The following is a 25,018-nucleotide window of genomic DNA, read 5'->3' on the forward strand; positions in this document are numbered from 1 at the left end:
AACTTCGAAGAGTGAATTTGGTTGGGGGCCGATTATCCGAAAAATCGGCCCCCAAATATTGGTCGCGACTAATCGAATCGCGCCTAAAGGGTGAATTTCAGATCACTGAAATTGGCTAGCGAACAATTTCACGGGCAACCGAGTTGGTGAGCCTGCCGACACCCTCAACTTCGATGGTCACCTCGTCACCATCCTGCAGGAATACCTGTGGGTCCCGCCGGTAACCGACGCCGCCGGGCGTACCAGTGAGGATCACATCGCCCGGCTGCAACTCAGTAAACTCCGCAACCGTCGAAATGAGCCGGGCAATACTGAAAATGAGGTACGACAGATTCGAGTCCTGCATAACCTCACCGTTGAGGACGGTGGTGATTCTTGCCTTCGACAGATCAACTTCGTGCGGACGCACAAGCGACGGCCCGAGCGGTGTGGTGTTGTCCCATGCCTTGCCCTGCAGCCACTGGTGCGTCTTGTACTGGTAATCGCGGACCGTGACGTCGTTGGCCACGGTGTAGCCCATGACGTGTTCCAGTGCACGCGACTCTGGAATGCGGCGACCTGACCTCCCGATAACTACTGCGAGCTCCGCTTCGTAGTCAAACTGAGTGGTCTCCGGTGGAAGCTGAATCGCCTCACCAGCTGCGATAAGCGAAGACGCGTATTTCGGGAACAAGACCGGGTAGGTCGGCTTTTCGCGCTTCGTCTCCGTGATGTGGGTGTCATAGTTCAGTCCCACGCAGAAGATCTTTCCGGGATTAGGCACGACGGGACGCAACTGAACCTCATCGAGCGCCACCGTCAGATGCGGCAGACGAGTCGCTTGGTCAAGCACGTTTTCAGGCGTAAACCGGCCGATCTCGGTAACTCCGTCGAGCGGGACAACGTTCGCGCCGTCAACCTCACCGACGTGGAGTTGGCCTTGGTGAATGTAGCTAATGTACGACATCGATTTCCTCGCTATTTCTTTTCTTCGCTCGTCTTACGCCAGTTAGGCAGCTGACCGCCCCAGAGATTCACGCTGTTGGGAATCGGCTCCCACCTGCGCGGCACGTATTCGACCGTCTCGTCGTAGAACTTCTCCATCTCGGCCGACAGCTCGATGTGGTTTCCGGCCGGGTCATCGAAGAAGACAAACAGGTTGTTACCCGGGCCGTGACGACCGGGACCCCAGGCCACGTCAACATCTAGCTCGGTGAGGCGGTCGCACCAAGCCTTGAAGTCTTCCCATTCCGCGAGGTCGTAAGAGTAGTGGTCGATGTCGCCGCCTCGGCCAACCTCAACGACGGCCAGCGTGTGGTGGTCCTTGTCACTGCGGAACCACGTAAACTTCCCGTCCGCGAGCTGGTCGGTGATGCGAAAGCCAATCGTGTTCACAAAGAAGTCAACGAACGGCTTCACATCGACGGTGCCAACCGTGGTGTGCTGGAACTTGATCGGGCGACGACCGGTGTCGGCCGCATTCTCGCCCTGGCGTTCCACGATGGAGTGGAAGTGGACCGGAGTTCCATCCGGGTCAACGACGACGATCCCCGCAGGCTTGCCAATTGCCGCATCCACATATTCGGGCGCCAGGTCTTCGACGGTGTGACCCGCGGCTTCAAGACGGCTACGGATTCCCTCGAGTCCGCCCTCGTCGCGAACCTCGAAGCCGTAATGGTTGAGGCCCTGCTCACCCTCGACGAGTTCGATGACGTGGTGGCCGGTTCCCCACCCGAGTCGGACGGCACCGTTATCGAGACGCTCGTGCACACTCAGTCCGAGTACCCGGTTGTAGAACGCAGTTGTCGCGTCAACGTCAGGCACCCGAAAGCCGATGTGGGACACAGCGGTCTTGCGAAGCGCGCCGGCATGCTCGGTCTCGACGAGCGTAAGTCGGTTCGGTTTATTCATAGTCGGTAGTTACCTTTCTTGTGGCTATTGCAGAAATGTTCAGTGGGCGTCGGAATCGGCAAAGACGGCAGCATCTCGAGTTGCGGTCCACCAGGTGCGCAGGTGGTCGAGCACGGATGCATGTTCACTTGCGCGCCAGACCGCAGCGACGACATGGTCAGGGCGGACGAGCACGAAGTGCCCAGCGAAGGGCGCAAATTCGGAAATGAGCTGGGTATCGACGTCAATCAAGGTCGAACCGTGCTCGCTGCGCGGGAAGATCTCCGCCAGGGGAACATCAAAGCTCGGAATCCCAGCGGCCGTCGATAGCTCGACGAGGTCGGCTGGCCATGCATCCTGCGCCATGTCGACCCGGAAGAGGGCCCACCCGTCCCCCAGGAACGTGTCGAGCAGCTCGATCGTCCGCGTCGAAGCATTGAAGGCGCGTGGCTGACCGAGTTGCCGGCCAATGCCATCGTGCTCGCCTTGCGCGACCAGCCCATCCGTAAACTTCGCACTGGGTCGATACTTCATGTACTCGAAAAAGTCGCGACCAGATTCGGTCTCGAGCGCCTTGCGCACGGCGCGGTCGCGGAACCGCGCAAGCCGCGGGGACGTTGTCATGACCACCCGGCCGAGCTTCTCAGACAGCTTGATGGTCTGCCAGGAGTGCTGGAACCGCTCCGCCTGGTATGTGTCCAGGATCTCCTTCGGTGACTCGCCTCGCAACACGGCAGCGATTTTCCAGCTCAGGTTCGCTGCGTCGCGGATGCCCGAGTTGAGACCCTGCCCCGCAAACGGTGGCATCATGTGCGCCGCATCGCCGATGAGGAAGCTGCTCCCCTTCGACCATTCAGTCGCGATCAGGCCGTGGAATTTGTAGATTACGGCCCGCTCAACCTGTTCGGGGCTGATATCCCGGTAAGGAGCGACAAGCTCACGAATGAGTTCGAACGAGGGTTCCTCCCCCGCGGCTCCCTCACCGTCATAGATGAGGAACTCATACCGGCAGCGGCCGTCAAGACCGGGGACGATGACGTGCGGGCGAATCGGGTCGCCGTGGTGCATTCCGTAGCGGTTCTGGTGCGGGTCGTCGAGCACGTCGATAACGAGCCAAGGCTCGGGATGCGATCGGCCCACCATGGAGATACCCAGCGCGGAACGAACGGTAGAGCGTCCACCGTCGGCGCCGATGAGGAACCGGGCCTCTACCTCAAACTCCTCGGATGCCACCCGATAGGTCGCGCGAACGCCATCTTCGCGGGAGTCGACGCTGGTGAGCTCGGCGCCGAACTGAATCGTCACGTTTGCCCGAGCTTGCAGCCCTTCCAGCAGAACTCGCTCGAGGTCGGGCTGTGCAAACGGATTCTTGAACGGGTACCCAAGACGGAACGGCACTTCCGCGCGAGCGTGAAACACGGGAGCACCATCGGCACCGTAATACCTTGTACCCGTACCAGGCACGATGATCGGCAGGATCTCGTCGACGAGGCCCGCGGCCGCATACGTGCGGAGCGACTCGTCGTCGACAGAAATCGCCTTCGGCGAGTTGCTCGTGCCCGCATTGCGTTCGATCACGAGAACAGACACATCCTGGGCGCTCAGAAGCGCCGCAACGGTCATGCCGATCGGCCCGGCACCGACGACGATGCAATCGAATGTTTGCTGTTCTTTGGACAATGTGCGATCTCCTTTGATGCGTGTCGAACGCTCGGCTTTGGCCCCGACGGATGAAAGCCTACGAACGTCCAATCCCGCATACAAGACACATTGTCTCGAATGATGAGACTGTTTGAACGAGGTGCTAATGTCACGGAATGAGTAGCAATTCGCGCCACAATCGAAATTCGACGAGCGACCGCACGCTGCAGATCCTCGGTCTGTTCAATGACCAGCGGATTCGTCTGACTCCGGCGCAGATCATGAGGGAACTCGACATCTCGCGATCCACCGCGTATCGCTACATCCAGTCCCTCGTCAACGAGCAGTTCCTCGAATCGGCTCCCGATGGGTCGCTACGGCTCGGGATGCGCGTGCTCGAGTTGGCTCGACTGGCTCGAGCGGGCTACGGATTATCGGAACTCGCCGTCCCCGTAATGCGTCAGCTGGCGGCCGCTCACAAACAGACGGTCCTACTGACCGTGTTGATGGGACGATCTGTGGTCTGCCTCGAGCGCGAGGAGTCGCCCGATCAGTTCGTCCGCCTCTCCTACGAACCGGGCGTCGAACTCCCGCTGAACGCTGGCGCATCCGCACTCGTGCTGCTGGCCTGGAAACCACGAGCGGAACTGCGTGCTCTACTCGGGAACTCGATGCGCAGATTTACCGAGAACACCATCACCGACATCGATGAGCTCCTCGAACGACTCGACACGATACGCGCGGCGGGTGAGGTTGTGACGCTGGCCGAAGTTGACCGCGACGCGCTCGGCATCGCCGTGCCGCTTATGGCTGGCGATGGCGAGGTCGTCGGCGGCCTCAGCATCGTGGCCCTGCAGTCTCGCTTTTCGGAAGAGCAACAGTCGCGCGCCCTCGAGGACTTACACGGTGCCGCCGACCGAATCTCGAGTCGATTGCGGCTGGCGAACCCACGATAAAAGGCGAGATCTCGCATTTGCGAGATCTCGCCTTTTATCGCTGCCTCCGGACCACCAGGCGCAAGGCGCCTGGGTCAGCGGGGCGAGCCCAAATTAGCCAAACACCAGCACGGGCTTGATGGCTTCGCCGGATCGCGTCGCTGCAACGGCAGCATCGATCTCGTCGAACCGATAATTGGACAACAACGCGTCGATCGGAAATCGACCGCGCCGGTAGAGATCGATGAGCTGCGGGATGAATGATTCCGGCTCACTTGCACCTTCGGTGATTCCCACCACAGATCGACCGGGCAGGAAGCGGTTCACGTCAATGTGGGCCAGGCTGCCCGCCTTCGGTGCGCCAATGAGTCCGCCTCTGCCACCGATTGCGAGAGACCCCAGCAGCCCGTCGATGACGCCGATGTTCCCGGTCGTATCTATGGCAATATTTGGCCCCACGCCGTCCGTCAGTGCCGAGACCGCATCCGCGTAGTCAACCTCTGAGGTATCAATCGTCGCCGTGGCGCCGAGTTTCACCGCCAGGTCAAGCCGACTCGGCACTCGATCGACAACAACGATCTGCTGCGCTGGCGACAGTGCCGCCGCCATCACCGCGGCGAGGCCCACGGCACCGGCCCCTGCGACCACCACCGTATCTCCGACCTCGGGCTTCAACACGTTGAGTATTGCCCCCGCTCCGGTCTGTATCCCGCATCCGAGCGGCGCGAATCGAATCAGGTCTTCGTCTGTCGTGTCCTTCGGGAGCCGAACGATGCTCCGCTCGCTGACGAGGGCTCGTTCCGCAAACGAGGACTGCCCGAAGAAGTGCCCCGAAACCGGTCGGCCATCCTGCGAGATTCCCGTGCTCCCGTCCGCCCGTCGCCCCGAGAGCAGATTCCACGGAAGGTGGTAAGTACAGAGCGCGACTCGCCCCTTACGACACTGCGCGCAACGCCCGCACGAGGTGAACGACAGGAGCACCCGATCGCCGATCTCAACGCGGTCGACCGCGTCGCCCACCTTTTCGACGATGCCAGCGCCTTCGTGTCCCAGAACAGCTGGAAAAGAATAGTCCAGATTGCCGCCCTGAACGTTGAGGTCTGTGTGGCAAACGCCAGTAGCGACGAGTCGAACGATGACTTCGTTACTCCGCGGTTCTTCGAGAGTCACTTCGCCGATGCGAAAATCGCCACCGACCTCATCCACAATTGCCGCCCGCGTGGTGATCATGCGTCTGCCTCCACCGTCTTCATTGCGGCCTCTTGCGGACGTGAGACGCCCACGAGTGCCACCATTGCGATCGCCGCGCAAGCGGCAGAGATGCCGTACAGAACGAATACTCCGTTCGCCCCGAACGCTGAATCCAAGACAAGCCCACCCGCTGTCGGCCCAAGAATCGCCCCGACATACGAGCTACCGTTCGACCAACCAAGAGCAGTCGCTCGCAGTTCGGCCGGGAAGAGGTTCGAAGTCGCTGCATTAATCAGGTTCATGGTCGAGTGGCCGCCGGCACCCATCAGCGCGACGCAGACCAATGAGAAGAAGAGGTCCTTCGGCCCGGTTGCGATGCCGATCAGGCCGATCACCGTAAGCGTCGCCATGACTGCGCCAACCTTGGGGATTCCCCAGATGTCAGCCCAGCGCATCGTAAGGAAAGAGCCGAGTACTGCGCCGCCCGTCAGTGTGAAGGAGAAGAGCAGTGCATTCGTGAGCGAGTAGTTGAGCTCGCCCATCACGCTCACGAGCCACGTGTTGAGGCCATACCAGGTGAACATGTTGGGGATTGCCGCAAGCGCCACCACGAGCGCGATCACCCAACCGCGGCCACGGAACAGCTGCGCCAACCCGGGGCGACTGCCGCGGGATTCTGCGGACGCGATCGCGCTGCGGTCCTCCATCCGGAATGACACAACGAACAGGAGAATCACCAAGGTGAGGGCCGCACCCAAGAAGAACATGGGTCGCCAGCCGAACGCCGGAATCATGGGGATACCCGCAAGTGCCGCAATGGTGCCCCCGATCGGGATTCCCGCCATCGTGATGGTGACGATTACCCCAGCGTTTCGCGCGGTGGCCTGCGAACGAGAAATTGCCAACGCCGTGGTGACGGCACCACCGATTCCCAGTCCGGAGAACAGACGCGCTGCCCCGAGACTCCAGGCATCGAACGAGAGGCCCGTGCAAATGGCGCCGATCAGGAAGACAATCATCACGACGATGAGCGTCCGCTGTCGGCCATATCGGTCGCCTAGGACGCCCGAGGTCGTTGCACCGATGAGCATGCCCACATAGACGGCACTGCCGGCAAGCCCAGCCGATTCGTTCGTTACGTTCATGCCTGGGTCCGCGATCAAGGCGGGAACGACGGAGCCGTACACGATGAGGTTGTATCCCTCGACTACCGTCACAGCAATGCAAATCGCCACGATAATCCACTGCGGCGTTTTGCGAGGGGTGGTTCCTGGCGCAGGCGTCGACACCTGCGTAAATGTGGTGTTCATAGGTTTCCTTCTTCTCTTTCGCAACAACGATGTTGCGAATCTCACTTCGAGTTATGGATGTAGTAGGTGCGCTGGGTGGTGAAGAACCGGACCGATTCCTCGCCGCCGAGACGGCCTGCGCCCGACAGCCCGAGTCCGCCGAACGGCACGTGCGGTTCATCGCCCACGGACGGCCCGTTGACGTGGACTGCCCCCGCACGAATTTGTCGGGCAAGCGACACGGCCGCGGCTTCGTCCTTCGATACGACGCTTGCGATAAGCCCGAATTGACCTTCGTTCGCGAGCGCGATGGCTTCTGCGTCGGTTTCGAATTCGGTTACATGCACGAGTGGCAGGAAAGTCTCCTGGAAGCGTACTTTCGCCGCGGTCGGCACATCTGTCAGGACGGTGGGCCGCACGTATCGCCCGTCCCGCAAACCACCGGCGGTCACCTGCGCGCCGTGCTCAACCGCATCCACCATATATCCATCGAATCGCTCTGCAGCAGCGTCGTCGATGACGGGCCCGAGGTCGGTGTCGACCTTCGCGGGGTCCCCAACCGTCATCTCATTCGCGAAATCACTCAGTTTGCGCACAAGCTCGTCTCGAAGCGAATGGTGAACGATGATGCGCTCGGTGCACATGCAGACCTGGCCACTATTCGCGAAGCAAGCCAGCGCAAGCTTCGGGATCCACTCATCGAGATCGGCGTCCTCACGAATCACCGTGGCATTCTTGCCACCCAGTTCGAACACGCCGGGGATCATGCGATTCGCCGCGCGCTCGGCGATCTTTTGACCAACAGGAGTTGAGCCAATGAATACGACGCGATTTACTGCCGAGTTGTCAAGCAGCGCAGAAATCACCGATCGACCATCGCCCGGACGCGTAGAGATGCACGACACGACGTCCGCAGGAACACCGGCTCGGTGAAGCGCATCGACGATGACGGCACCAGCCGTTTGCGGCGCGAGCTCGCTCGGCCGAAGCAGCACGGCATTGCCCAGCGCGAGTGCGATTGCGATGCTCCGGGCCGCGAGGACGAGCGGAGCGTTCCACGGCACGATGGCCAGGACAACGCCAGCCGGTTCACGTTCCGAGAGGATGTTCGTCGAGCCATCCTGCCCGGGGAGACGCTGGCCGGTGGGAGTGCTCGTGAGTCCGGCGGCTTCGCGCAGCGTCTCGGCGGCTTCGTGCACGTTCATCGCTGCCCAGTCACTGGTTGCACCGGTCTCGCGAGCGAAGGCACGCGCCACGTCTTCATGTTCCCGCTCGAGAATGTCGGCGGCATTGAGCAGCATGCGTCGACGTTCTGGAAAGGGCAGGTTCGCCCAATCTGTCTGCGCTTTCGCCGCACGCGCAGCGGTTGCGAGGGCGTCGTCAACAGAGAACGCGAGAAAACTCGCGGCTGGTAAACCGTCGACCGGCGAAAGAACCGTAAACGTTGACTCGCTTGATTCGGATTGCGAACGACCAGCCGCAAGAGCCGACGACGTTGAGTTATTTCTTTGGGACATTACACACACTTTCAGCCTCGCCAACCAACGGAGGATCACCGCGAATCGCTAGTGACTTCGAGGCACAAATCGCTGGAATGGTTTGCGGTCTCCGTTGACGCATCTGAGCGACGGCCCTAGCGTATCCAGCGCGAGTCTCAATATGGAGACCTTATGTCCCGCATATTGAGACTAATTTTCGGCACGAAATTGGGCCCACGACATGACTAATCGTCACGGCATGGGCCCCTCGAGTGTGGCGTCGACCTAAACCACCACCACCGCCCGGCGCCTGCGCACAATCGCAACGAGCGCCAACGCAAGCGCAAACAACCCGATCAGCGCGAGTCCCGCTGCGGCCCCGAACACTGTGCCGGCGGAGCCACCCGCGTAGATCGCTTGCAGGCCCATTACTACCTGACTGATCGGCATGAAGCCGCTCAGCGGCTGAACCCACGGCGCTGCGAACTCGAGCGGGAAGAATCCACGCACAAACATCAGCTGCAGCAGCAACAGCGCGACCGACCACACGGCTGCGGAACGACGCGAGGACACGGTCGCCAGCAACAGGTGCACCGCGCTGAAGCTCAGGGTCGCGAGCAGCGCGAACCCGAGCGTCCCCAAGAAGCCAGACCACGGCGCGCCGAGGAAGAGGTGCGGCACGAGGGAAAGCACAGCGGCGACGATGCCGACGGGCACTACGAGCCGACGCGAGGCCGACAGAAAAATCGTGGCGTTCGACGCGCTCGATGTCAGTGCATCCTCAGACACGATGCGTCGGCGCAGCGCCGTGATCAGCGCCGCGAGCCAGATGCCAACCGCAAGGCCGATCGCACCGAGGACTCCCCCGTACGTGGGGTCGTGCTGGTTCACCGTTTCAGAAACCACGGGCTCCGATACCACTTGAGCGAACGCCTCGGGGTCGCCGATCGCGCTCTTCGCCTGGTCGGCGCCGTCCTGCAGCGCCTTCGCCATCGTCCGCGCGCCATCCTCAAGCTCACCAATGCCGTCGCCGAGCGTTGCGCCACCTTCGTTGAGCTGTGTCTGGCCATCGACGATCTCGGCGAGCCCGTCCGCGAGCGCGCTCGCACCATCGCCGAGTTGGGACGCGCCATCGTCGAGCGACGAACCGCCCGTAACAAGGTCTTCGCCGCCGGAAACGAGCTGCTCGCCGCCGGTCGACAGGTCGTCGCTGGCCCCGGTGAGTTGCTCGCCACCCGAAATAATGTCGTCGGCCGCATCCGAGAGCTGGGATGCGCCGTCGTTCAGCTGAGAGACGCCATCGGTGTACTGGGTGATGCCGTCGGCAAGCTGGCCCAGGCCATCGCCAGCGGAGGAGATGCCGCCGAGCTGGTCGATCGCATCCGAGAGATCGCCTTCGACCGAACCTAGGTCGATACCCGAGGTGTCGATCGCGTCGACGACCTGATCTACCGCATCGCGGCAGGCCTGGGCGGATGCGGGGTCGACCGCCTCGAGGTCATCGCAGTACGTCGTGAGCTCGCTCGGGTCGACGCTCGAGATGCCGCCGAGGAGCGGGGCGAGCTGCTCGAGCTGGCTCACCGCATCCTCGATCTGGGGCGCGTATTCGTCGAACTGATCGGCGACGCCGCGGAGTTCATCCGCGGCATCCTGCAGCCCTTCCGTGCCGTCGCTCAGCTGCGAGACTCCGGATGCCAAGTCTTGCACTCCCCCGGCGAACTGGTCGACGCCGCCGACATACTCGCCAACGCCATCGGTGTACTGCGAGACTCCGTCAACGTAGCTGCCAACGCCATCCACGTAGGTCCCCACGCCGTCGGTGTAAGTGCCTAGACCGTCACGGAAGGTCCCAACGCCGTCCGAGAACTCAATCGCACCGTCGTGCGCCTGCCCGGTTCCGTCAGCGAGCTGTTCGCTGCCGTCGAGGAAGGTCGCGAAACCATCGTCAACCTGGCCGATGCCGTCCGCAAGTTCGGTCGCGCCATCGGCAGCCTGCTGCAGCCCATCCGCCGACTCATTGAGCCCATCCGCGAGCCCCACCGCAACCATGTTCGTCACCGTCTGGCCGAACTGCGCCGTCAACCCGTCGAAGACGTCCTGCGCGACCGCGCCGGTGACCCAATCCTTCGACTGACTCGTCGCGATCTCGACTCGCGCACTGCGCGGGTCACCACCCGAAAGCGACACGATGGATGCAGAAAAGTCACTTGGGAGCGTGAGGACGACATACGCGTCGCCCGACTTGAGCGCCGCATCCGCAGTCTCCTGGCTCGCGAGCTGCCAATCGAACTGGTCGACGTTCTCGGGATTGGTGAACCAGCTCACGAGCAGCCGCCCGGCCACCACCTGCGTCTCGGTGCCGTCATTATTCGCCTGCGTCGCCATCTCGTCGTTATTCACGATGAGCGCTGGGATCGCACCGGCGCGGTCATTTGCGCCGCCCAGCGCGGCGAAGTACACCGCAACGAGCACGAGCGGAACCGCGATGGCAACGAGAAGGTTTCGGATCCGGGAGCCCTTGAAGCTTGCGGCGTGTTGTCCGGGTCGAGTGCTGGCGCTCATGCGCGCTGGTCCTTTCCGAGCACGGGGTGTTCTGCTGCGCTTTCGAGCGCGGGATCCTCGACCGCGCCTACCAGCGCGGGTTCGCGGTGGATGCTGATGGTCACGATCGGGCGATGGAGGTCGGCGAGCCCAGATTCTTGCGGCTCGAGGTCGACCGAGTCATCCACGCCGACGGCGAGTGTGACGTCACGATTAACCAGGCGTGAAACGGCGCGCACGACCGTGGTCACGAGCCGCGCGCCGGGCTCGCCAACGGCAACCGAACCGAAGTCGAGCACGAGCAGCTTCGGAATCTCCACCACGGCGATTCCGGCCAGCGCGACGGACCTCGCGAGCGGGTCAAGCGCATCCAACCGTGTGGTGGCGCGCAGCCCGCCCTCGTGACCCGCTGCGCGAAGCGCCGCGTTGAGCTCGTCGAGAACGACGCGCACCTCGGCGTCGGAGATCTCGGCCCGCGCGGTCACTCGCCCATACGCGCCGTGCCGGCCAATCAACTGCCCGAGCGTGAGTGCCCGGGCGCGGTCGGTCATCCCGTCGAGATTGCACAGCGAGACCTGCGACACGAGCCCACCGCCATCGCCCGGCACCGTGTGCCCGAGGATCTGCGCGCGGCCGTCGAACGGATCGATGCGGCCCGCGAGCGTCGCCTCGAGCAATCGTCGGCCGGTCATCCCGCCCCGAATCGCCAGGATGCCGCCTTCGGGAACGTCGCAGGTCACCGACGTGTACTTGCCGTCGCCGACGCGGAGGTCTTCGAGCGCGATCGCCGCGTGGTGCTCCCGCGCCCACGCCGCCCGCTCGCGGTACTCCCGCAGCGCCTCGCCTTCGATATCGAGGTCGGGCAGGATGCGGTCAAGCCACTTTGGCAGCGTCCACGCCCGTTCCCCGAAGAGTGCCATGAGCGCGGGAACGAGCGTCATGCGCACGAGGAAGGCGTCGAACGCGATACCGGCAGCGAGGCCGAGGGCGATGACCTTAATGACCCCCGCACCCTCGGGCACGAACGCGATGAAGACGAAGAACATGATGAGCGCGGCGGCCGTCACGACGCGCGCCGCGTTCGCGAATCCCTCCTCGATCGCATCCCGCGCGCCTGCCCCGCGAACGTGCGCCTCGCGCATCCCCGAGACGAGAAATACCTCGTAATCCATCGCGAGCCCGAAGACGATCGCGAGCAGGATGATCGGCAGGAACGCGATGATCGGGCCGGGGACGATGCCCATCACCTCGCCGAGGATGCCGTCCTGGAAGATGAGGACGACGACGCCAAAGGCGGCAAACGCCGAGAGTAGGAAGCTCAGCGCCGCTTTGAGCGGCACGAGCACCGAGCGGAACACCATCATGAGCAGCACGAAGCTCAGCCCAACGACGACGCCCGCGAACGGGAGCAACGCGTTATTCAGCCGGTTCGTGATGTCGATCTGTACCGCGGTTGCGCCAGTGACCGAACTCACCGCGCCGTAGTCCGTCTCGATCTGCGGCCCGAGATCGCGCAGCGCATTCACGGTGTCGAGCGTCGCGGGGTCGTCGGGGCCGGTTGTCGGGATCACCTGGATGATCGCGGAGTCGACCGTCCGGTTCGGAATGGCCGAGCCCGCCGATTCAACACCCGGGGTGGATGCGACGAGATCGCTAATCGCTTCGAGGTCGCTCATGAGCGACTCATTATTGACTTGCGTGATGTCGAGCATCACGAGCATCGGACCGTTGGCGCCCTCGCCGAAATGTTCGGCGACGATGTCGTATGCGTCGCGTGCGGTCGAGCCGACCGCCTCGCCCTTCCCCGAGGGCAGTGAGGTCTGCATGTGGAGCGCGGGGATCGCGAGCGCTCCGAGCACGCCGATCACGAGGACCACGAAGACCCACGGCGCCTTCAATACGATGCGCACCCAACGCCGGCCCATCGTCGGCTTTTCGTTCTGTCCCGTCTCGCGCAGCCACGCGCGCGAGCCCTGTTTCGGACGCAGCCGCTCGCCCGCGAATCCGAAGAGGGCTGGCAGCAGCGTCAGCGAGGTACACAGGGCCATGAACACCCCGCCCGCGGCCGCGACGCCCATGACCGAAAGGAAGGGGATCCCGACGATGAGGAGGCCAAGGAGCGCCACCATCACCGTGGCCGCGGCGAACGTTACCGCGGACCCGGAGGTACCGACCGCGGTTGCCGCCGATTCCTCGACGTCCTCGCCCTTGGCTAGCTGGTTGCGGTGCCGCGACAGGATAAAGAGCGCATAGTCGATCCCGACCGCGATGCCGATCATGACCGCGAGCAGGGGGCTCGCGCTCGAGACCGTGATGAATCGCGTCACGAAGAGCAGGACGCCCATGGTCACACCCACGGCGATCAGCGCGGATGCGAGCGGCAGCCCGGCCGCAACGACCGAGCCGAACGTCACGATGAGCACGACCGCGGCGAAGACGACACCGAGGGCCTCGCTCGCGGTGAGGCCGTACTCGAGATCCTGATAGAGCTGGCCGCCATACTCGACGGTGAGCCCCTCGGCCTCGAGCCCGCTCGCGATGTCGACCACCGCCTCCTTGTCGTGGACGAGGTCGCTCATGGAGTTGGTGTCGAACTGCACGCGAATGACTGCGGCCTTGCCGTCATCGCTCAGCGCGCCGGTCGCGTACTGCGAGAACGGGTCGAGTGCCTCGACGACGTGACCGACGTCGCCGAGTTCCTTCGACACATCCGCGATGGCGTCACGACGATCCGCGATCGTGCCATCCTCGGCGAGGATGACCACCTCCGCGCTCGCGCCGGAGACCTCCGGGAACACCTCGCCGAGGCGATCCAGCGCATCCTGCGACTGCGTCCCGGGGATCTCGAAGTCCTCCTTCATCTCCCCGCCGAGCCCGAGCCCCAGCCCCAGTGCCGCGGCAAAGAGCGCGAGCCACGCGATGAGCACCGGCCAGCGATTTCGGAACGAAAACTTGCCAATGCGGTACAGCAAAAGCGCCAAAACTTGCCCCCACCTCAAACCCAGGATGCGCGTGCTGCGGGCCTCGGAACTTCGACTCACGGGCCGCGCTGCAATACGTACAAACGTATCCTGTCCGGCCCGGTTCCCGGGAACTTGGCACCAGAATTGTCTGGTGAGCGTGCAACTCGATTCCGAGCTGACGTGGCCCACGAATTCCGCTCATCCGAAGCGTGCTCGCGCCAGCAAATGCGGAAATCTCGGCGCGCTCAGGCCCACAGAAAATCGGAGCGGGTACGCTGTTGGCGTTGACAACGGCGAATAACAAAGGAGCCCCAATGCGTAAGTACCTCCTCAACGGCGCACTGCTCTCCGCAATTGCGGGAATCATCCCCACGCTTCGCAAGTCGCAGGAGTCACGCTCCACGCTCACGACGGTGCTGCAATGGGTAGTTTGGGGTGCCACCGTCGCACTCGCGATTGTTGCCGTTCGTGAAAACGCCGAGGCAATCCGCGAGGAAGAGCTCGAGGCCTAGCCGGGATACAGCGGGTCACGGCGGACTTTCATGAAAAGTCCGCCATTTTTCCGTGTGGCACCCAGGAAACGCGCCGTCGTATCCCTAAGCTTCGATGAAGCCACGAAAGGGGTCTACGGATGTTTGGCTGGATCCGCAAACTAACTCAGCGGACGGCGGTCGAGGAATTGATCGAGTCGTCGCCCGCTAGCGCGCACGAAAACTCGGACAGCGCCACCGCTCCGCAACTCGCGCCGTCGCGCGGCGCTGTTCCGGCGCGCGGCACTGTTCCGGCGACTGGCAGTGCTCCAACGAACAGCACCGAGGCGTTCGCTCGCCCTGCCGAGCAGCGACCCGCCGAGCCGGAAATGGTCGAGGTATACACGCCCGAACCAATGCCCGAGCCGCCGACGTCGGAGATTCCGGAGCCGCAGACGTTTGACGCGCTCGAAGCTCCTCGCAACCAGGATGCGACTCCCGCGCTCGCAACCGATGGCGCGGCTAACACGGCTCCGGCAGAGCAGTCCGCTTCTCACGCGGCCCCGGTTGTCGAGACTCCGAAGGCTGATGTCGCGGCGACTGCTGTCGAGCAGGGAGCAACCGAGCAGGGAGCAACCGAGCAGACCGACGCGCTCGCCGAGCCGGCCGCAGTAGCAGCAGCAGCCGCAGCAGCACAGCCAGCCGGCGACACGGCACAGGATGCGCCTTCCGCGGCACTCGAGCGCTCACCCCTCGACGAGGAATTCGACGGCCTCCTCGCTCCCCCCTCGCCGCGTCCGGCAATGCCGCTCAGCGCGCATCCCAACTTCGCCGGCCTCGGTCTCGCCGAGTGGGAGCCGATCGCTCCGCGGCTGCTCGAGCCGGAGGCCGCACTCACCCCCGAGGCCCAGGCCGAGCTGCACAAGCTCTTCGATGACCTCTTCGGTCCCTACGGCCGCTACCGCCTCGAGTGGCGCACCGAGCGCCGTGCGGGTGACGACGCGATGTTCGCCGAGATCATGACGGCCGACCTCGTCCGCCGCGTGCAGAACACGATTGCGGACGTCGCCGAGCTCGAGCGCCCCGAACCACCCAAGGCGATTCGCGCCGCGTTCTCCGACATGGAGGACGCCGACGAGGACCAGCCCGAGGTGGAGGACGGCGAAGCCTTTCGACGCGCGAGCTAACTCGCACTGAAGGCTCCGCGCGAGACGCGACCCCAGCATCCAGCCAATAAGAAACCCGGCCAGGAAGGCGGATTCTAGGAGTCGTCGCAACACCGAGGATGGTTTAGTCCGTGAGGACCAGCTTACTTAGACGCTGGGCTGGGGTTTCCCAGCCCAGCGTTTTGCGTGGACGCCCATTGAGTCGCTGCGCGACGAGTTGAAGGTCCTCGGGGCCATACACCGACAAATCGGTGCCCTTGGGGAAATACTGGCGCAAGAGTCCGTTGGTGTTTTCGTTCGACCCTCGCTGCCATGGCGAGGCAGGATCACAGAAATACACGGGCAGCCCGCTCTCTACCGTGAAGAGTTTGTGCTCGGCCATCTCCGCGCCTTGGTCCCAGGTCAGTGAACCACGGAGGTGGTCAGGCAGCGTCGCGATGAGTTCCGTGAGCACGTCGCGTACCTCTGGGGCGGTATGCCCGGCAGGCAGATGCCCCAGCATCACATAGCGGTTTTGCCGTTCCACGAGCGTCACAATCGCGGACTGGTTCTTCTCGCCCACGATCAGGTCGCCTTCCCAGTGGCCAGGAATAGCGCGGTCTTCGATCTCGGCGGGCCGCTCGGAGATCATCACCATCGGGTCTTTGAACCGTTCACGGCGCTGCTCTGGTGAACGCCGCGGTTTCCGGCGTATGCGCCCGGTCCGGAGGGCCTCAGCGACCTCTCGTTTCAAGCCACCTCTGGCTTGCACATAGAGCGCTTGGTAGATCGTCTCGGTACTCACCCGCATGCTCTCGTCGCCCGGATACTCGACCTTCAGCGTATGACTGATCTGCTCTGGGGACCACTGCACCTGCAGCTTCTGCGTGACGTAGTCGCGCAGCCTGCTCGGCCGAGCCAACTTCGGCGGTTTCGGACGAGGGCGTTGGTCCGCTGCCCGGCGGTGCGCCGCGAACGGCTGATACACACCGTCCTCGTTCTGATGGTGATCGATCTCACGTTTGATCGTTGAGGCTGGCCTGCCCAGTTCACGGCCAATCGCGCGAAGCGAATAATCGTCCCTGAGCAGATCAGCGATCTGTTCACGCTCCTCCAGGGTGAGGAACCGGGGATGAAGCGCCTTCTCTAGGAGACTGCTGATTTATCTTGGCGGTTTAAGGCGCGCCTCTGTCGTTCCTGGCGCCGGTGTTTAAGACTGGATTTATGCAGGGTCGTGATGATGGTCAGCGTCAGTTGTTGGATGTCGGTGCGTTCGCCGGTCACATGTTGCCGGTTGGGTCGGTGTTCGCGTTCCTGGCCGAGCACCGGCACGAGTTGTTCCCCGATGACGCGTTCGCGGACTTGTTTCCCTCGGGCCGTGGACGCCCGTCGACGCCGGCGGACGTGATCGCTTCGGTGATGGTGTTGCAGACGTTGCACTCGTTGTCGGACCGGGAGACAGCGGAAGCAGTGACGTTTGATTTGCGTTGGAAAGCGGCGTGTGGTTTCGGATTGACGGAAACGTCGTTCCATCCGACGGTGTTGACCTATTGGCGCCGCCGCCTGGCCGCGAGCACACGCCCGCACCGTATTTTCGAGGCGGTGGCTGAGGTCATTGCGCGGTCTGGGGCGCTCTCTGGTCGTAAGCGTCGGGCGTTGGACTCGACGATTCTGGATGATGCCGTTGCCCGCCAGGACACGGTGACGCAGTTGGTTGCGCAGATCCGGCGGGTCGGTCGGGAGATCCCGGGAGCCGATACGATCGTGGCCGGTCTGCCTGGCCATGACTATGCCCAGCCGGGGAAACCCGACATCGCTTGGGATGACAAAGCGGCCAGGGACGACCTTGTCTCCCGACTCGTAACCGACGCGCTGGCATTGCTCGCGGCGATCGACACGACCATGCTGACGGAGCCGCAGCAGGAGACGGTCGCGCTCCTCGCTCTCGTCGCAGGTCAAGACGTTGAACCGGCCGAGGGATCGGACGGCACGGACGGGCGCTGGCGGATCGCCCGGAAGGTCGCACCCGACAGGGTGATCTCGACCGTTGACCCCGACACTCGCCACGCACACAAGAGCCGGGAGAAGAAACAAGACGGCTTCAAAGCCCACATTGCGATCGAGCCCGACACCGGCCTGGTGACCGCGGCCGCGTTGACGAAAGCATCGGGGGCGCAGAACAGTGACGCGGTCCGCGGCGTCGAGCTCGTGGCCGCGGACACCAGCATTGGATCTGACATGGTGGAGGTCCTCGGCGATTCTGCTTATGGCAGTGGTGACCTCCTCGCGCAGGTCACCGCTGCTGGGCATGTTCCGATCATCAAGCCGATGCCGTTGAGCAGAGCCGTCCCGGGCGGGTTCACCATTGATGACTTCACCATCGACGAGGCCAACCGCGCCGTCATTTGCCCGGCGGGAATCACTCGATCGATCACCTCAAAACGCACGGTCACTTTCGGGGCGGCTTGCGCGGGTTGCCCGCTGAGAGCCCAGTGCACGACCGCCGCCCGCGGCCGCAAAATGGTGTTGCATCCACAGCAAGAAATTCAACGTGAACACCGGGCGCGCGCCCTGCATCCTGACTTTCAATCCGTCTATCGACAACACAGGCCCATGGTTGAACGCTCGATCGCGTGGATGACACGCGGGGCCCGCCGGGTTCCTTACCGGGGTGTTGTGAAGAACAACGCCTGGTGGCTGAACCGGGCGGCTGGTATCAACCTCAAACGGCTCCTCACTCTCGGCTTGAGTAGTCAGAACGGGGTCTGGGTTCTTGGATAACACCGCGAAGGGAGGGCTGCTGCCTCCCACCGGCCACGGCCGGGCACGGGTGGCCTGGGCGGACCATCGGGCCGGAACCGAGATCCGATTCCGGCAGTTCAGCAGTCGACAAGACGCCCCGTCGCAGAGCAAAAAATCGCCCTCAGCGACTCGCGGGGACTCCTGAACCCCCAATAATCAGCAGCGTCCTAGAGCGGCCAGGCCAGAGAACGTTGAGGCTGATGTCATGGTCTCTATCGTGGTCTGTCCCGTGACATAGTTCACACGTCGCCCATCTGCGTAGAACCGTGAGTCACTGGTGCGCCGAGTGCCGTGATCCCAGTCTCGACAGGTACGCACATGCACACCGACCTGCCGAGCGGCCGAGGCCTGGGAATGGCCGGCCTCTCTTAACGCGAAGTACTCTGCCTTGCGGTTGTGCGGGATCCGTCGGGATTTCAGGCCAGCTGTCCTGGCCCAGGAATGCGCGGTCTGAATGTTGATCCCGAGTTCGCGGGCGACCGCGGTCGCTGACCCGATCACCGCCATCCGGTCAAGGAACCTCGGTTTGAGGTTCGCGAGTTCTTGCTTCGTAAACGACATGGTGGTCGCAACTCCCTGGAGTCAGGGTGTTGCGACCACCAGTAGAACCCGCCGAACTTCCTGGCCGGGTTTCTTATTGCAAGCGGTTAGATCATCGAGAGCCGGATGGTCTCCCACATCCCCGCGAGCACGAGGCCGATGACCGCGAGGTACCAGATCACGATGATGACCCAGGCCCAGCCAGTCAGCGCCTGGCCAACCTTCGTGGCGCCCTTCCCGAAGCGACCGGTCGCGAGATTACCGATGGTCGTGATGGACATGAGCGGGATCGTCGCCGTCCAGATGATCATGCACCACAGGCACAGGGCCCGCAGCTGGAAGCCGCTGAACCACTGCAGGTAGGTGATGAGCACCGCGCCACCGAGCAGGCCGATGTTGAAGCACACCATGTACCAGTTCGGGAGCTTCGCGCCGGTGGCGAGGACGACACCGGTCGTCACCGCGATGGTGAAGCAGATGAGGCCCAGGATGATGTTCGGGAAGCCGAGCACGGCCCCCGCGCTCGACATCATGGCGGGCTGGCAGGTCACGAAGATGCTGATGTCGCACAGCAGCTGCGCATCCGGCTCGGTCAGGGCGTGGATGTACTCAAGCGTGAGCGCAAAGCTCGCGATGAGTCCGATCCCGCCGAGCACGATGAGCGCCCACCCGAGCCCCCGGCCCCGGAAGATTGCCGGGATCGAGGGCTGAGTAGCGGTAGTTTCGGACGCCGCCGACTCTGCGTCGGCGTCTCGCACCTCGTCGGGGTCACTCATCGACTACTCGGCCGGGGTTTCTGCGGGGGTCTGCGCGGGCGCGGTCGACTCGGCCGGAGCGTCGGTCGCCCCGGCGGATGCGGCGCCCACGACGGCGCGCAGCTCGTCACCCGTAGTTGGCAGGTTTTCCTGGTACTCGCCGTTGACGTAAAGCGACGGCGTGCCCTGCACGCCATCCTGACGCGCCTTGCTCGTGCTGTCGTTGAGCCACCACGCGTAGTCGCCCTTTTCGACCGCCTGCAGTGCCTCCTGCGAGGTCACGCCCATTGCCTCAAGCTGCACCGCGTAGTCGCCGTAGGACATCGTGGTCTGGGTCTCGGCGGGGATCTCGAAGATGCCGTCCATAACGGTGAAGAACAGTTCGGGCTGGTACTGGACGACCGCTGCGGTGGCTGCGCCGGCGACGGTACCGTACTCGCTGACGAACTTGATCATGTGGAAGTTCACCTTGGCGTCGCCGTCGGCGATGATGTTCTCGATGTCGACGCCGAGCGCCGCGTGGTACTGCTGGCAGTGCGGGCACGAGAAGTCGAAGTAGTAGTCGACGGTGGTCGGCGCATCCTCGTTACCAACGACAATGCCGTCCTCGGAAATGCTGATGGGCACCTCGACCTCGTCGCCGGCAGTGCTGGTAACCGCGACCGTTCCGGAGGCTTCGGGGGTGTTCTGGTTGCCGAACCACTTTGGCCCCATGACGACCAGCATCACGATGGCGGCGATCACGACGACCGCACCAGCGACGATGCCAACCTGCGTGAACATCCGGTTGCGGCGGTTGCGGGCCTCTTCCTTCTGCCGAAGCGCGTTGGCTTCCTCGCGCAGCTTTCGAATGTGTTCGCGGTCTTTACTCGCCATGGTGTTGGGAATCCATTCAGGTTCAGGACGGGATCACAGTTGGCCGAATTACTTCAGGCTACAACTGCCTCAGGGCAGGGTACACGCCACGCACGAACGCCACCCAGTCGCGGGGTGTGGTCCGTTTGCCCGCAACTGCACACTTAGTGCTTGAGCAGTCGGTTCAGCGCCGTGTTGTCGGTACGACCGTGGGGGTCGAGGTCGCTGCGGATGTGGCCGAAGTCACTATAACGAGGCATTACGTACGCTGCCTCGGCGCCGTTTAGGGTGTGCCAGCCGCCCCAGTTGGGGAGGCCGCCGAGGTCGATGAAGAGATTCTCGGTCTCACGCAGCGCGGCCTCGTTGGCCGCGTCGAAATGCCCCGGCAGTTGAAGGCACACCGCGACGACATCCTGGCCGTATGCTGGCGACAGCCAGACGCCGTCGGCCGCGACCAACGAGATGCGCACGTTTGCCGCGGCGAACGCCTTATTCGCAGTGACGAGTCGACCAACCTCCGCGACGACATCGCGGGCGCGGGCGGCCGGGAACTGGTATTCGACCTGCAGACCGTGGTCCGCATCCCCCGAAACCTCGGTGGTGAGGCGAAGCCCCTCGTCACCCGTGCGCTCAAACATGTTCGCGGCACGGTCGATCACGGGCGCGAGGAACGGCAGGAATTTTGCGAGCTTCTCACGGAATCGGGCGCGCTTGCGGGGCTTTGCTGCCGCCGCGGCGACCTTCGTCTCGAGCTCTGGCTTGCGGGTTGCGGCTTCGATCGCGGCCACCTCGTCCTCGAGCCAGCCGACCGTCAGCATGGCCTGATCGGTGTGTGGCCGCCAGTCGATGCGGTAGAAGTCGGTCTTAGCGCGGGCCTCGGGGATGTCGCTGATGAGTCGCTCGATATTGCGACGCTTGCGGCTGATGCGCAGCGCAGTATTGCGGCGGAACTCGACGGTCACTTCGGCGATGACGCCAATCGCGCCGAGGCTGAGTCGTGCGGCCGGGAAGTAGTGGGAGTTGAGTCGCTCGGTGATCTCGAGGAGCTTGCCCTCGCCCGTAACAACGGTGAGGCCGTAGACGAGCGCCGAGAAGCTGGCCTCGCGCGGCGCATAGCCGTGGGCCCCGGTCGAGACCGCACCTCCGAGGGTCGTCTGGCCATCGCCCGGCGCGCCAACCATCGTGGCGCCGTACTTGCGCAACTCGGCGTTTGCCTCGTTCACGGTGGTGCCCGCGAGAAAGGTCGCGGTGCCGTGCTTGTCGTCGACGCGGACCATTCCGCGAAGATCAGTGGTGTCGATCATGACGCCCGGCGCGGCAGCAATGCCGGTCAGCGCGTAGCCAGCGCCCGAGGCGTGAACCTGCTCACCGTTAATCGCGGCGTGACGAACCGCATCCACAACATCCTGGACGGACGTGACGCGAACGACGCGAGTGGGAAGACTGCTCGCCGAGCCCGCCTTGTTCTCCCAACGAATGCCCGTTCGCTCGCGAGCGACGCCGGTGCTCCGTGAATCCTTCGTTGCGAGTCCGCTCGTTGTGGTCACCAGCTCCGCCTTCCTAAACCAGGGCCTGTCGCTATTCTGACCGATTCCATCGGCTGCCGCACAATCAGGCCAAACACGCTGATCAAACTCTACTCTGTGGTGGCTCTACGAACACGACTACCCGGCCGCGTCACTAACGCGCAAGCCTCATTGACGCGCTCACCTCATTGACGCGCGGGGAGGGGCGTCGCGGTGGATGCGCGCACGATCAGATCGACCGGGCTGAGTTCCACGATCACGTCTTCGGGCTTCTCGAGCAGCACGCGGTGCAGCAGACGCACGAGAGATGCGCCGAATTCGCGCGGGTGCAGGTCGAGCGAGGTGATCCTCGGCTCGGTGTATTGCAGGATCGACGCGTCAGATGCGCTGGCGATGAGCAGGTCGCGCCCGGGTTCGCGGCCGGCGCCGAGCGCCGCGGTGAGAACGTCGATCACCGTGCCGTCAGTCATTGAGATGATCGCGTCGATCGAGCGGTCCTCGACGAGCTCAATCGCGAGCGCCTGCACTTCCTCGGCCGTGCCGGGGAAGCTCGTCTCGTACGCGCGCGGCTCGAGGCCCCGGTCGGCACACCACTCGAGATACGCGGCCCGGGCAGAACTCGCCCAGTCGGTCGAGCCGACGGGGGCGATGAGCGCCGGCACCTGCGAACCCTGGAGTTCAAGGTGGTCGAGCAGCTGCGGAAACGTCTCGCGGTGATTGCCATGCACGATGCCGCGCACGGCAGCGGAGTCCTGCAGTGGGCGTTCACCCGTTACGACCGGAATCCCCATCGTCTCCGCCGCGCGGATCATATCGTCGTCCTGCTGCGGATCGAGGACGAGTAGCCCGTCGAAGTCGAGCAGGGTGCTTGCCGGATACTGCTCCGAAATGATCGCGACGAGCAGGCCCTCGTCCCTGGCCACATCCACCGCGCCGAACGCGAGCGCCATGTAGTATTCGCGGATCGTCGAGCCCTTGGGGAGGCACAGTCCGATGATCCCGGTACGCTGCGTGCGGAGGTTGCGCGCGGCCCGGTTGGGTCGATAGCCGAGCTCGGCCGCCGCATCCTTGACGCGTTTCCGAGTGGCCTCGGAGACCCGACCTCGATCCGTCAGCGCAAACGAGGCCGCGGACCGCGAGACGCCAGCGCGGTCGGCGACATCCTGCAACGTCACGGCGGACCGACGCGCCACACCGCCATTGCCTGCATCCGCGTCGATCGTCATGCACCGAACCTATCACCGCGATAAGGGCGCGCGATATCGATTTAGCAGGCGTGCGGGTTAGCAGGTGTGCCCGGCCGCACGCGCGTCGGGATGCGTGAATGGGACGGGAGAACGAAAAAGCTCCGCTTTCTTGGCCTAACCAGAACAGCGGAGCTACTCGTGCGCCCCCCGGGACTCGAACCCGGAACCCATTGATTAAGAGTCAATTGCTCTACCATTGAGCTAGAGGCGCCTGTCGCTGTGACGACTGAGTGAGCTTAGCACGAACTTTTTGCGGGATGCAAATCGGAAACCAGAATCGTCGTTTTGGCTGCATTTCGTCCCACCGTTCGCCCACCCTCGATCGAGCAGAATGGTGGCGTTGGCTAACCCACCCATCCGCACGACGACAGGAGAACCGTTTGACTGACACCACCACCGAACCGAAGCGCCTCGAGGCTGGCGACACGGCACCGGCCTTCACCCTCACCGATCAGAGCGGCAACGAGGTATCGCTTTCCGATTACGCGGGGCAGAAGGTCGTGCTCTACACGTACCCGCAGGCGTTCACTCCGGGATGCACGACCGAGGCTTGCGATTTCCGCGACAGCGAGGCGCGCCTCACCGCTGCGGGCTACGTCGTGCTCGCGGTCTCGTCAGACCCCGTCGAGAAGCTCGCCCGATTCAAGGAGGAAGAACACCTCCCCTTCACACTGCTCAGCGATCCCGATCACGAGGTGCAGACGGCGTACGCGGCATACGGCGAGAAGCAGAACTACGGCCGCACCTACATCGGCTCGATCCGCTCGACGTTCCTCATCGATGAGGAAGGCAAGATCATCGAGGCGCTGTACAACGTGAAGGCCACCGGCCACGTCGACCGCGTCCTCAAGAAGCTCGCGGCTTAGCCCCCGCTCGACCTCGCCTGTGCCGCCGCGCTCGCTCGCAGCATTAGCGGCGGCGCAGGCGCTCGGTCACCGTCGGGTGGAACGTCAACAGCAAGATCGCGAGCGCGAGGAACGCGAGCGCCCAGCCGATGCCGGCGGCCATATCGCCCTGCAGAATCACCACGGCAGTCGCCGTCTGCAGCACCTGCCACACGATGATGGCACCCCGTGTCCAAGTCTGGCACTTCCCGACGCCCACGACGATGGCCGACAAGAACGCGACCCCGATGACGGCGAGCACGATGAGCGCGAGCGACATCGGCACCGATAACGCCGGTTGGGTTAAGAGCTCGAAAATGAGCAGAACGGTGACGGCGACCATCGCGAGGGCCTCGACCGCGAGCAGCGCGCGTAGCACCTTTATGGGCCACTGGGGCGCCGACTTCACGTGTTCGCTCACGGCGCCTCCGAATAATTTTCCTTGATCAGCATGCAACTGCGTGGCAAGATAATACTCCAGATCATGACAACAACCGCTGAGTTCCGCACTTCCCGAATTTCAGCGATGGTAATTGTCTCGCAGCTCCCCTTTCTGGAGCGTTATCATTCGTGCGCGTTCAGCGCGTAGACAAGGAGCCCCATTCCATGGACTGGCGTGACAGTGCAGCCTGCCTCGAGTACGACCCCGAGCTGTTCTTCCCGGTGGGGAACACCGGACCAGCCCTCGAGCAGATTGACTCCGCGAAGGCGGTTTGCGCACGTTGCCGAGTGACGGAGCAGTGCTTGCAGTACGCACTCGACACCAACCAGGATTCTGGCGTCTGGGGTGGCCTCTCGGAAGACGAGCGTCGCGCGCTCCGTCGCCGCGCAGCTCGCGCACGTCGCGCATCCTAACTGACGCCGAGCAAAAGGGAGGACGAGCAATG

19 protein-coding genes, 1 tRNA gene and 1 pseudogene are annotated in these 25,018 nt (G+C 63.6%); 6 read left to right on the top strand and 15 right to left on the bottom strand.

The window, feature by feature from the left end:
- Positions 1-115: 115 nt before the first annotated feature.
- The 3 genes from GMOLON4_RS09335 to GMOLON4_RS09345 are packed head-to-tail and all read right to left on the bottom strand — an operon-like array spanning position 116 to position 3,474.
- Positions 116-946, bottom strand: coding sequence for a fumarylacetoacetate hydrolase family protein (locus GMOLON4_RS09335; RefSeq protein ID WP_035733720.1), 831 nt, complete (start codon positions 944-946; stop codon positions 116-118).
- Between the two features lie 11 nt (positions 947-957).
- Positions 958-1,890, bottom strand: a complete 933-nt coding sequence (locus tag GMOLON4_RS09340; protein WP_026937746.1) for a VOC family protein — start codon at positions 1,888-1,890, stop codon at positions 958-960.
- A gap of 39 nt (positions 1,891-1,929) precedes the next feature.
- A complete protein-coding gene (locus tag GMOLON4_RS09345) occupies positions 1,930-3,474 on the bottom strand; it encodes an FAD-dependent monooxygenase (protein ID WP_407648556.1) in 1,545 nt (514 codons plus the stop codon).
- A gap of 212 nt (positions 3,475-3,686) precedes the next feature.
- On the opposite strand from GMOLON4_RS09345, the gene GMOLON4_RS09350 reads away from it, so the two are divergent.
- Positions 3,687-4,466, top strand: a complete 780-nt coding sequence (locus GMOLON4_RS09350) for an IclR family transcriptional regulator (protein ID WP_026937747.1) — start codon at positions 3,687-3,689, stop codon at positions 4,464-4,466.
- A gap of 93 nt (positions 4,467-4,559) precedes the next feature.
- Here GMOLON4_RS09350 and GMOLON4_RS09355 read toward each other — a convergent pair whose 3' ends face one another.
- The 5 genes from GMOLON4_RS09355 to GMOLON4_RS09375 all read right to left on the bottom strand — a co-directional run bounded on the left by GMOLON4_RS09355 (position 4,560) and on the right by GMOLON4_RS09375 (position 13,925).
- Positions 4,560-5,675 carry an NAD(P)-dependent alcohol dehydrogenase gene (locus GMOLON4_RS09355; RefSeq protein WP_026937748.1) on the bottom strand — a complete coding sequence of 372 codons (1,116 nt, stop codon included), beginning with the start codon at positions 5,673-5,675 and terminating at the stop codon, positions 4,560-4,562.
- Positions 5,672-6,946, bottom strand: coding sequence for an MFS transporter (locus GMOLON4_RS09360; RefSeq protein WP_051267353.1), 1,275 nt, complete (start codon positions 6,944-6,946; stop codon positions 5,672-5,674). Before GMOLON4_RS09360 ends, GMOLON4_RS09355 begins: the two co-directional genes overlap by 4 nt.
- A 41-nt stretch (positions 6,947-6,987) precedes the next feature.
- A complete protein-coding gene (locus GMOLON4_RS09365) occupies positions 6,988-8,442 on the bottom strand; it encodes an aldehyde dehydrogenase family protein (RefSeq protein WP_084147682.1) in 1,455 nt (484 codons plus the stop codon).
- Between the two features lie 246 nt (positions 8,443-8,688).
- Positions 8,689-10,965: a YhgE/Pip domain-containing protein gene (locus GMOLON4_RS09370; RefSeq protein WP_026937749.1), complete on the bottom strand. Its 2,277-nt coding sequence runs from the start codon at positions 10,963-10,965 to the stop codon at positions 8,689-8,691.
- Positions 10,962-13,925, bottom strand: coding sequence for an MMPL family transporter (locus tag GMOLON4_RS09375; RefSeq protein ID WP_051267356.1), 2,964 nt, complete (start codon positions 13,923-13,925; stop codon positions 10,962-10,964). Before GMOLON4_RS09375 ends, GMOLON4_RS09370 begins: the two co-directional genes overlap by 4 nt.
- Before the next feature lie 296 nt (positions 13,926-14,221).
- Here GMOLON4_RS09375 and GMOLON4_RS09380 point away from each other — a divergent pair, with 296 nt between their 5' ends.
- On the top strand, positions 14,222-14,419 hold the full coding sequence (locus GMOLON4_RS09380) for a hypothetical protein (protein WP_026937750.1): 198 nt from the start codon (positions 14,222-14,224) through the stop codon (positions 14,417-14,419).
- Between the two features lie 119 nt (positions 14,420-14,538).
- Positions 14,539-15,564 (top strand): hypothetical protein, encoded by a 1,026-nt coding sequence (locus GMOLON4_RS09385; protein ID WP_026937751.1) that lies wholly within the window; start codon positions 14,539-14,541, stop codon positions 15,562-15,564.
- A 103-nt stretch (positions 15,565-15,667) separates the two neighbouring features.
- Here the strand turns inward: GMOLON4_RS09385 and GMOLON4_RS09390 are convergent.
- Positions 15,668-16,672, bottom strand: a pseudogene (locus GMOLON4_RS09390) (IS30 family transposase); the annotation flags it as partial.
- Positions 16,673-16,746: 74 nt separating this feature from the next.
- Here GMOLON4_RS09390 and GMOLON4_RS09395 point away from each other — a divergent pair.
- The gene (locus GMOLON4_RS09395) at positions 16,747-18,303 is read left to right on the top strand and encodes an IS1182 family transposase (RefSeq protein ID WP_106486782.1); all 1,557 of its coding nucleotides are present in this window, start codon (positions 16,747-16,749) and stop codon (positions 18,301-18,303) included.
- A 668-nt stretch (positions 18,304-18,971) separates the two neighbouring features.
- Here GMOLON4_RS09395 and GMOLON4_RS09400 read toward each other — a convergent pair.
- The 5 genes from GMOLON4_RS09400 to GMOLON4_RS09420 form a co-directional block, all read right to left on the bottom strand.
- Positions 18,972-19,640: a vitamin K epoxide reductase family protein gene (locus GMOLON4_RS09400; protein ID WP_051266520.1), complete on the bottom strand. Its 669-nt coding sequence runs from the start codon at positions 19,638-19,640 to the stop codon at positions 18,972-18,974.
- A gap of 3 nt (positions 19,641-19,643) precedes the next feature.
- On the bottom strand, positions 19,644-20,495 hold the full coding sequence (locus GMOLON4_RS09405; protein ID WP_026936429.1) for a DsbA family protein: 852 nt from the start codon (positions 20,493-20,495) through the stop codon (positions 19,644-19,646).
- A gap of 143 nt (positions 20,496-20,638) precedes the next feature.
- On the bottom strand, positions 20,639-22,021 hold the full coding sequence (locus GMOLON4_RS09410; protein WP_026936430.1) for an FAD-binding protein: 1,383 nt from the start codon (positions 22,019-22,021) through the stop codon (positions 20,639-20,641).
- Positions 22,022-22,185: 164 nt separating this feature from the next.
- On the bottom strand, positions 22,186-23,226 hold the full coding sequence (locus GMOLON4_RS09415; protein WP_051266523.1) for a LacI family DNA-binding transcriptional regulator: 1,041 nt from the start codon (positions 23,224-23,226) through the stop codon (positions 22,186-22,188).
- Between the two features lie 160 nt (positions 23,227-23,386).
- Positions 23,387-23,458 (bottom strand) — tRNA-Lys (locus GMOLON4_RS09420).
- Between the two features lie 169 nt (positions 23,459-23,627).
- Here GMOLON4_RS09420 and bcp point away from each other — a divergent pair.
- Positions 23,628-24,113 (top strand): thioredoxin-dependent thiol peroxidase, encoded by a 486-nt coding sequence (gene bcp, locus GMOLON4_RS09425; protein ID WP_026936432.1) that lies wholly within the window; start codon positions 23,628-23,630, stop codon positions 24,111-24,113.
- 43 nt (positions 24,114-24,156) lie between these two features.
- Here the strand turns inward: bcp and GMOLON4_RS09430 are convergent, their stop codons facing one another.
- Positions 24,157-24,552 (bottom strand): hypothetical protein, encoded by a 396-nt coding sequence (locus GMOLON4_RS09430; RefSeq protein WP_051266525.1) that lies wholly within the window; start codon positions 24,550-24,552, stop codon positions 24,157-24,159.
- Positions 24,553-24,737: 185 nt separating this feature from the next.
- Here GMOLON4_RS09430 and GMOLON4_RS09435 point away from each other — a divergent pair, with 185 nt between their 5' ends.
- Entirely contained in the window at positions 24,738-24,986 is a 249-nt protein-coding gene (locus GMOLON4_RS09435; RefSeq protein WP_026936433.1) for a WhiB family transcriptional regulator, read from the top strand.
- Positions 24,987-25,018 lie beyond the last annotated feature (32 nt).

This window comes from Gulosibacter molinativorax, from assembly GCF_003010915.2.
Taxonomy (GTDB): domain Bacteria; phylum Actinomycetota; class Actinomycetes; order Actinomycetales; family Microbacteriaceae; genus Gulosibacter; species Gulosibacter molinativorax.

Coding starts and splice junctions, on each gene's coding strand:
- GMOLON4_RS09335 (WP_035733720.1), bottom strand. CDS start 946: ATGTCGTACATTAGCTACATTCACCAAGGCCAACTCCACGTCGGTGAG.
- GMOLON4_RS09340 (WP_026937746.1), bottom strand. CDS start 1,890: ATGAATAAACCGAACCGACTTACGCTCGTCGAGACCGAGCATGCCGGC.
- GMOLON4_RS09350 (WP_026937747.1), top strand. CDS start 3,687: ATGAGTAGCAATTCGCGCCACAATCGAAATTCGACGAGCGACCGCACG.
- GMOLON4_RS09355 (WP_026937748.1), bottom strand. CDS start 5,675: ATGATCACCACGCGGGCGGCAATTGTGGATGAGGTCGGTGGCGATTTT.
- GMOLON4_RS09360 (WP_051267353.1), bottom strand. CDS start 6,946: ATGAACACCACATTTACGCAGGTGTCGACGCCTGCGCCAGGAACCACC.
- GMOLON4_RS09365 (WP_084147682.1), bottom strand. CDS start 8,442: ATGTCCCAAAGAAATAACTCAACGTCGTCGGCTCTTGCGGCTGGTCGT.
- GMOLON4_RS09370 (WP_026937749.1), bottom strand. CDS start 10,965: ATGAGCGCCAGCACTCGACCCGGACAACACGCCGCAAGCTTCAAGGGC.
- GMOLON4_RS09380 (WP_026937750.1), top strand. CDS start 14,222: ATGCGTAAGTACCTCCTCAACGGCGCACTGCTCTCCGCAATTGCGGGA.
- GMOLON4_RS09385 (WP_026937751.1), top strand. CDS start 14,539: ATGTTTGGCTGGATCCGCAAACTAACTCAGCGGACGGCGGTCGAGGAA.
- GMOLON4_RS09395 (WP_106486782.1), top strand. CDS start 16,747: ATGCAGGGTCGTGATGATGGTCAGCGTCAGTTGTTGGATGTCGGTGCG.
- GMOLON4_RS09400 (WP_051266520.1), bottom strand. CDS start 19,640: ATGAGTGACCCCGACGAGGTGCGAGACGCCGACGCAGAGTCGGCGGCG.
- GMOLON4_RS09405 (WP_026936429.1), bottom strand. CDS start 20,495: ATGGCGAGTAAAGACCGCGAACACATTCGAAAGCTGCGCGAGGAAGCC.
- GMOLON4_RS09415 (WP_051266523.1), bottom strand. CDS start 23,226: ATGACGATCGACGCGGATGCAGGCAATGGCGGTGTGGCGCGTCGGTCC.
- GMOLON4_RS09435 (WP_026936433.1), top strand. CDS start 24,738: ATGGACTGGCGTGACAGTGCAGCCTGCCTCGAGTACGACCCCGAGCTG.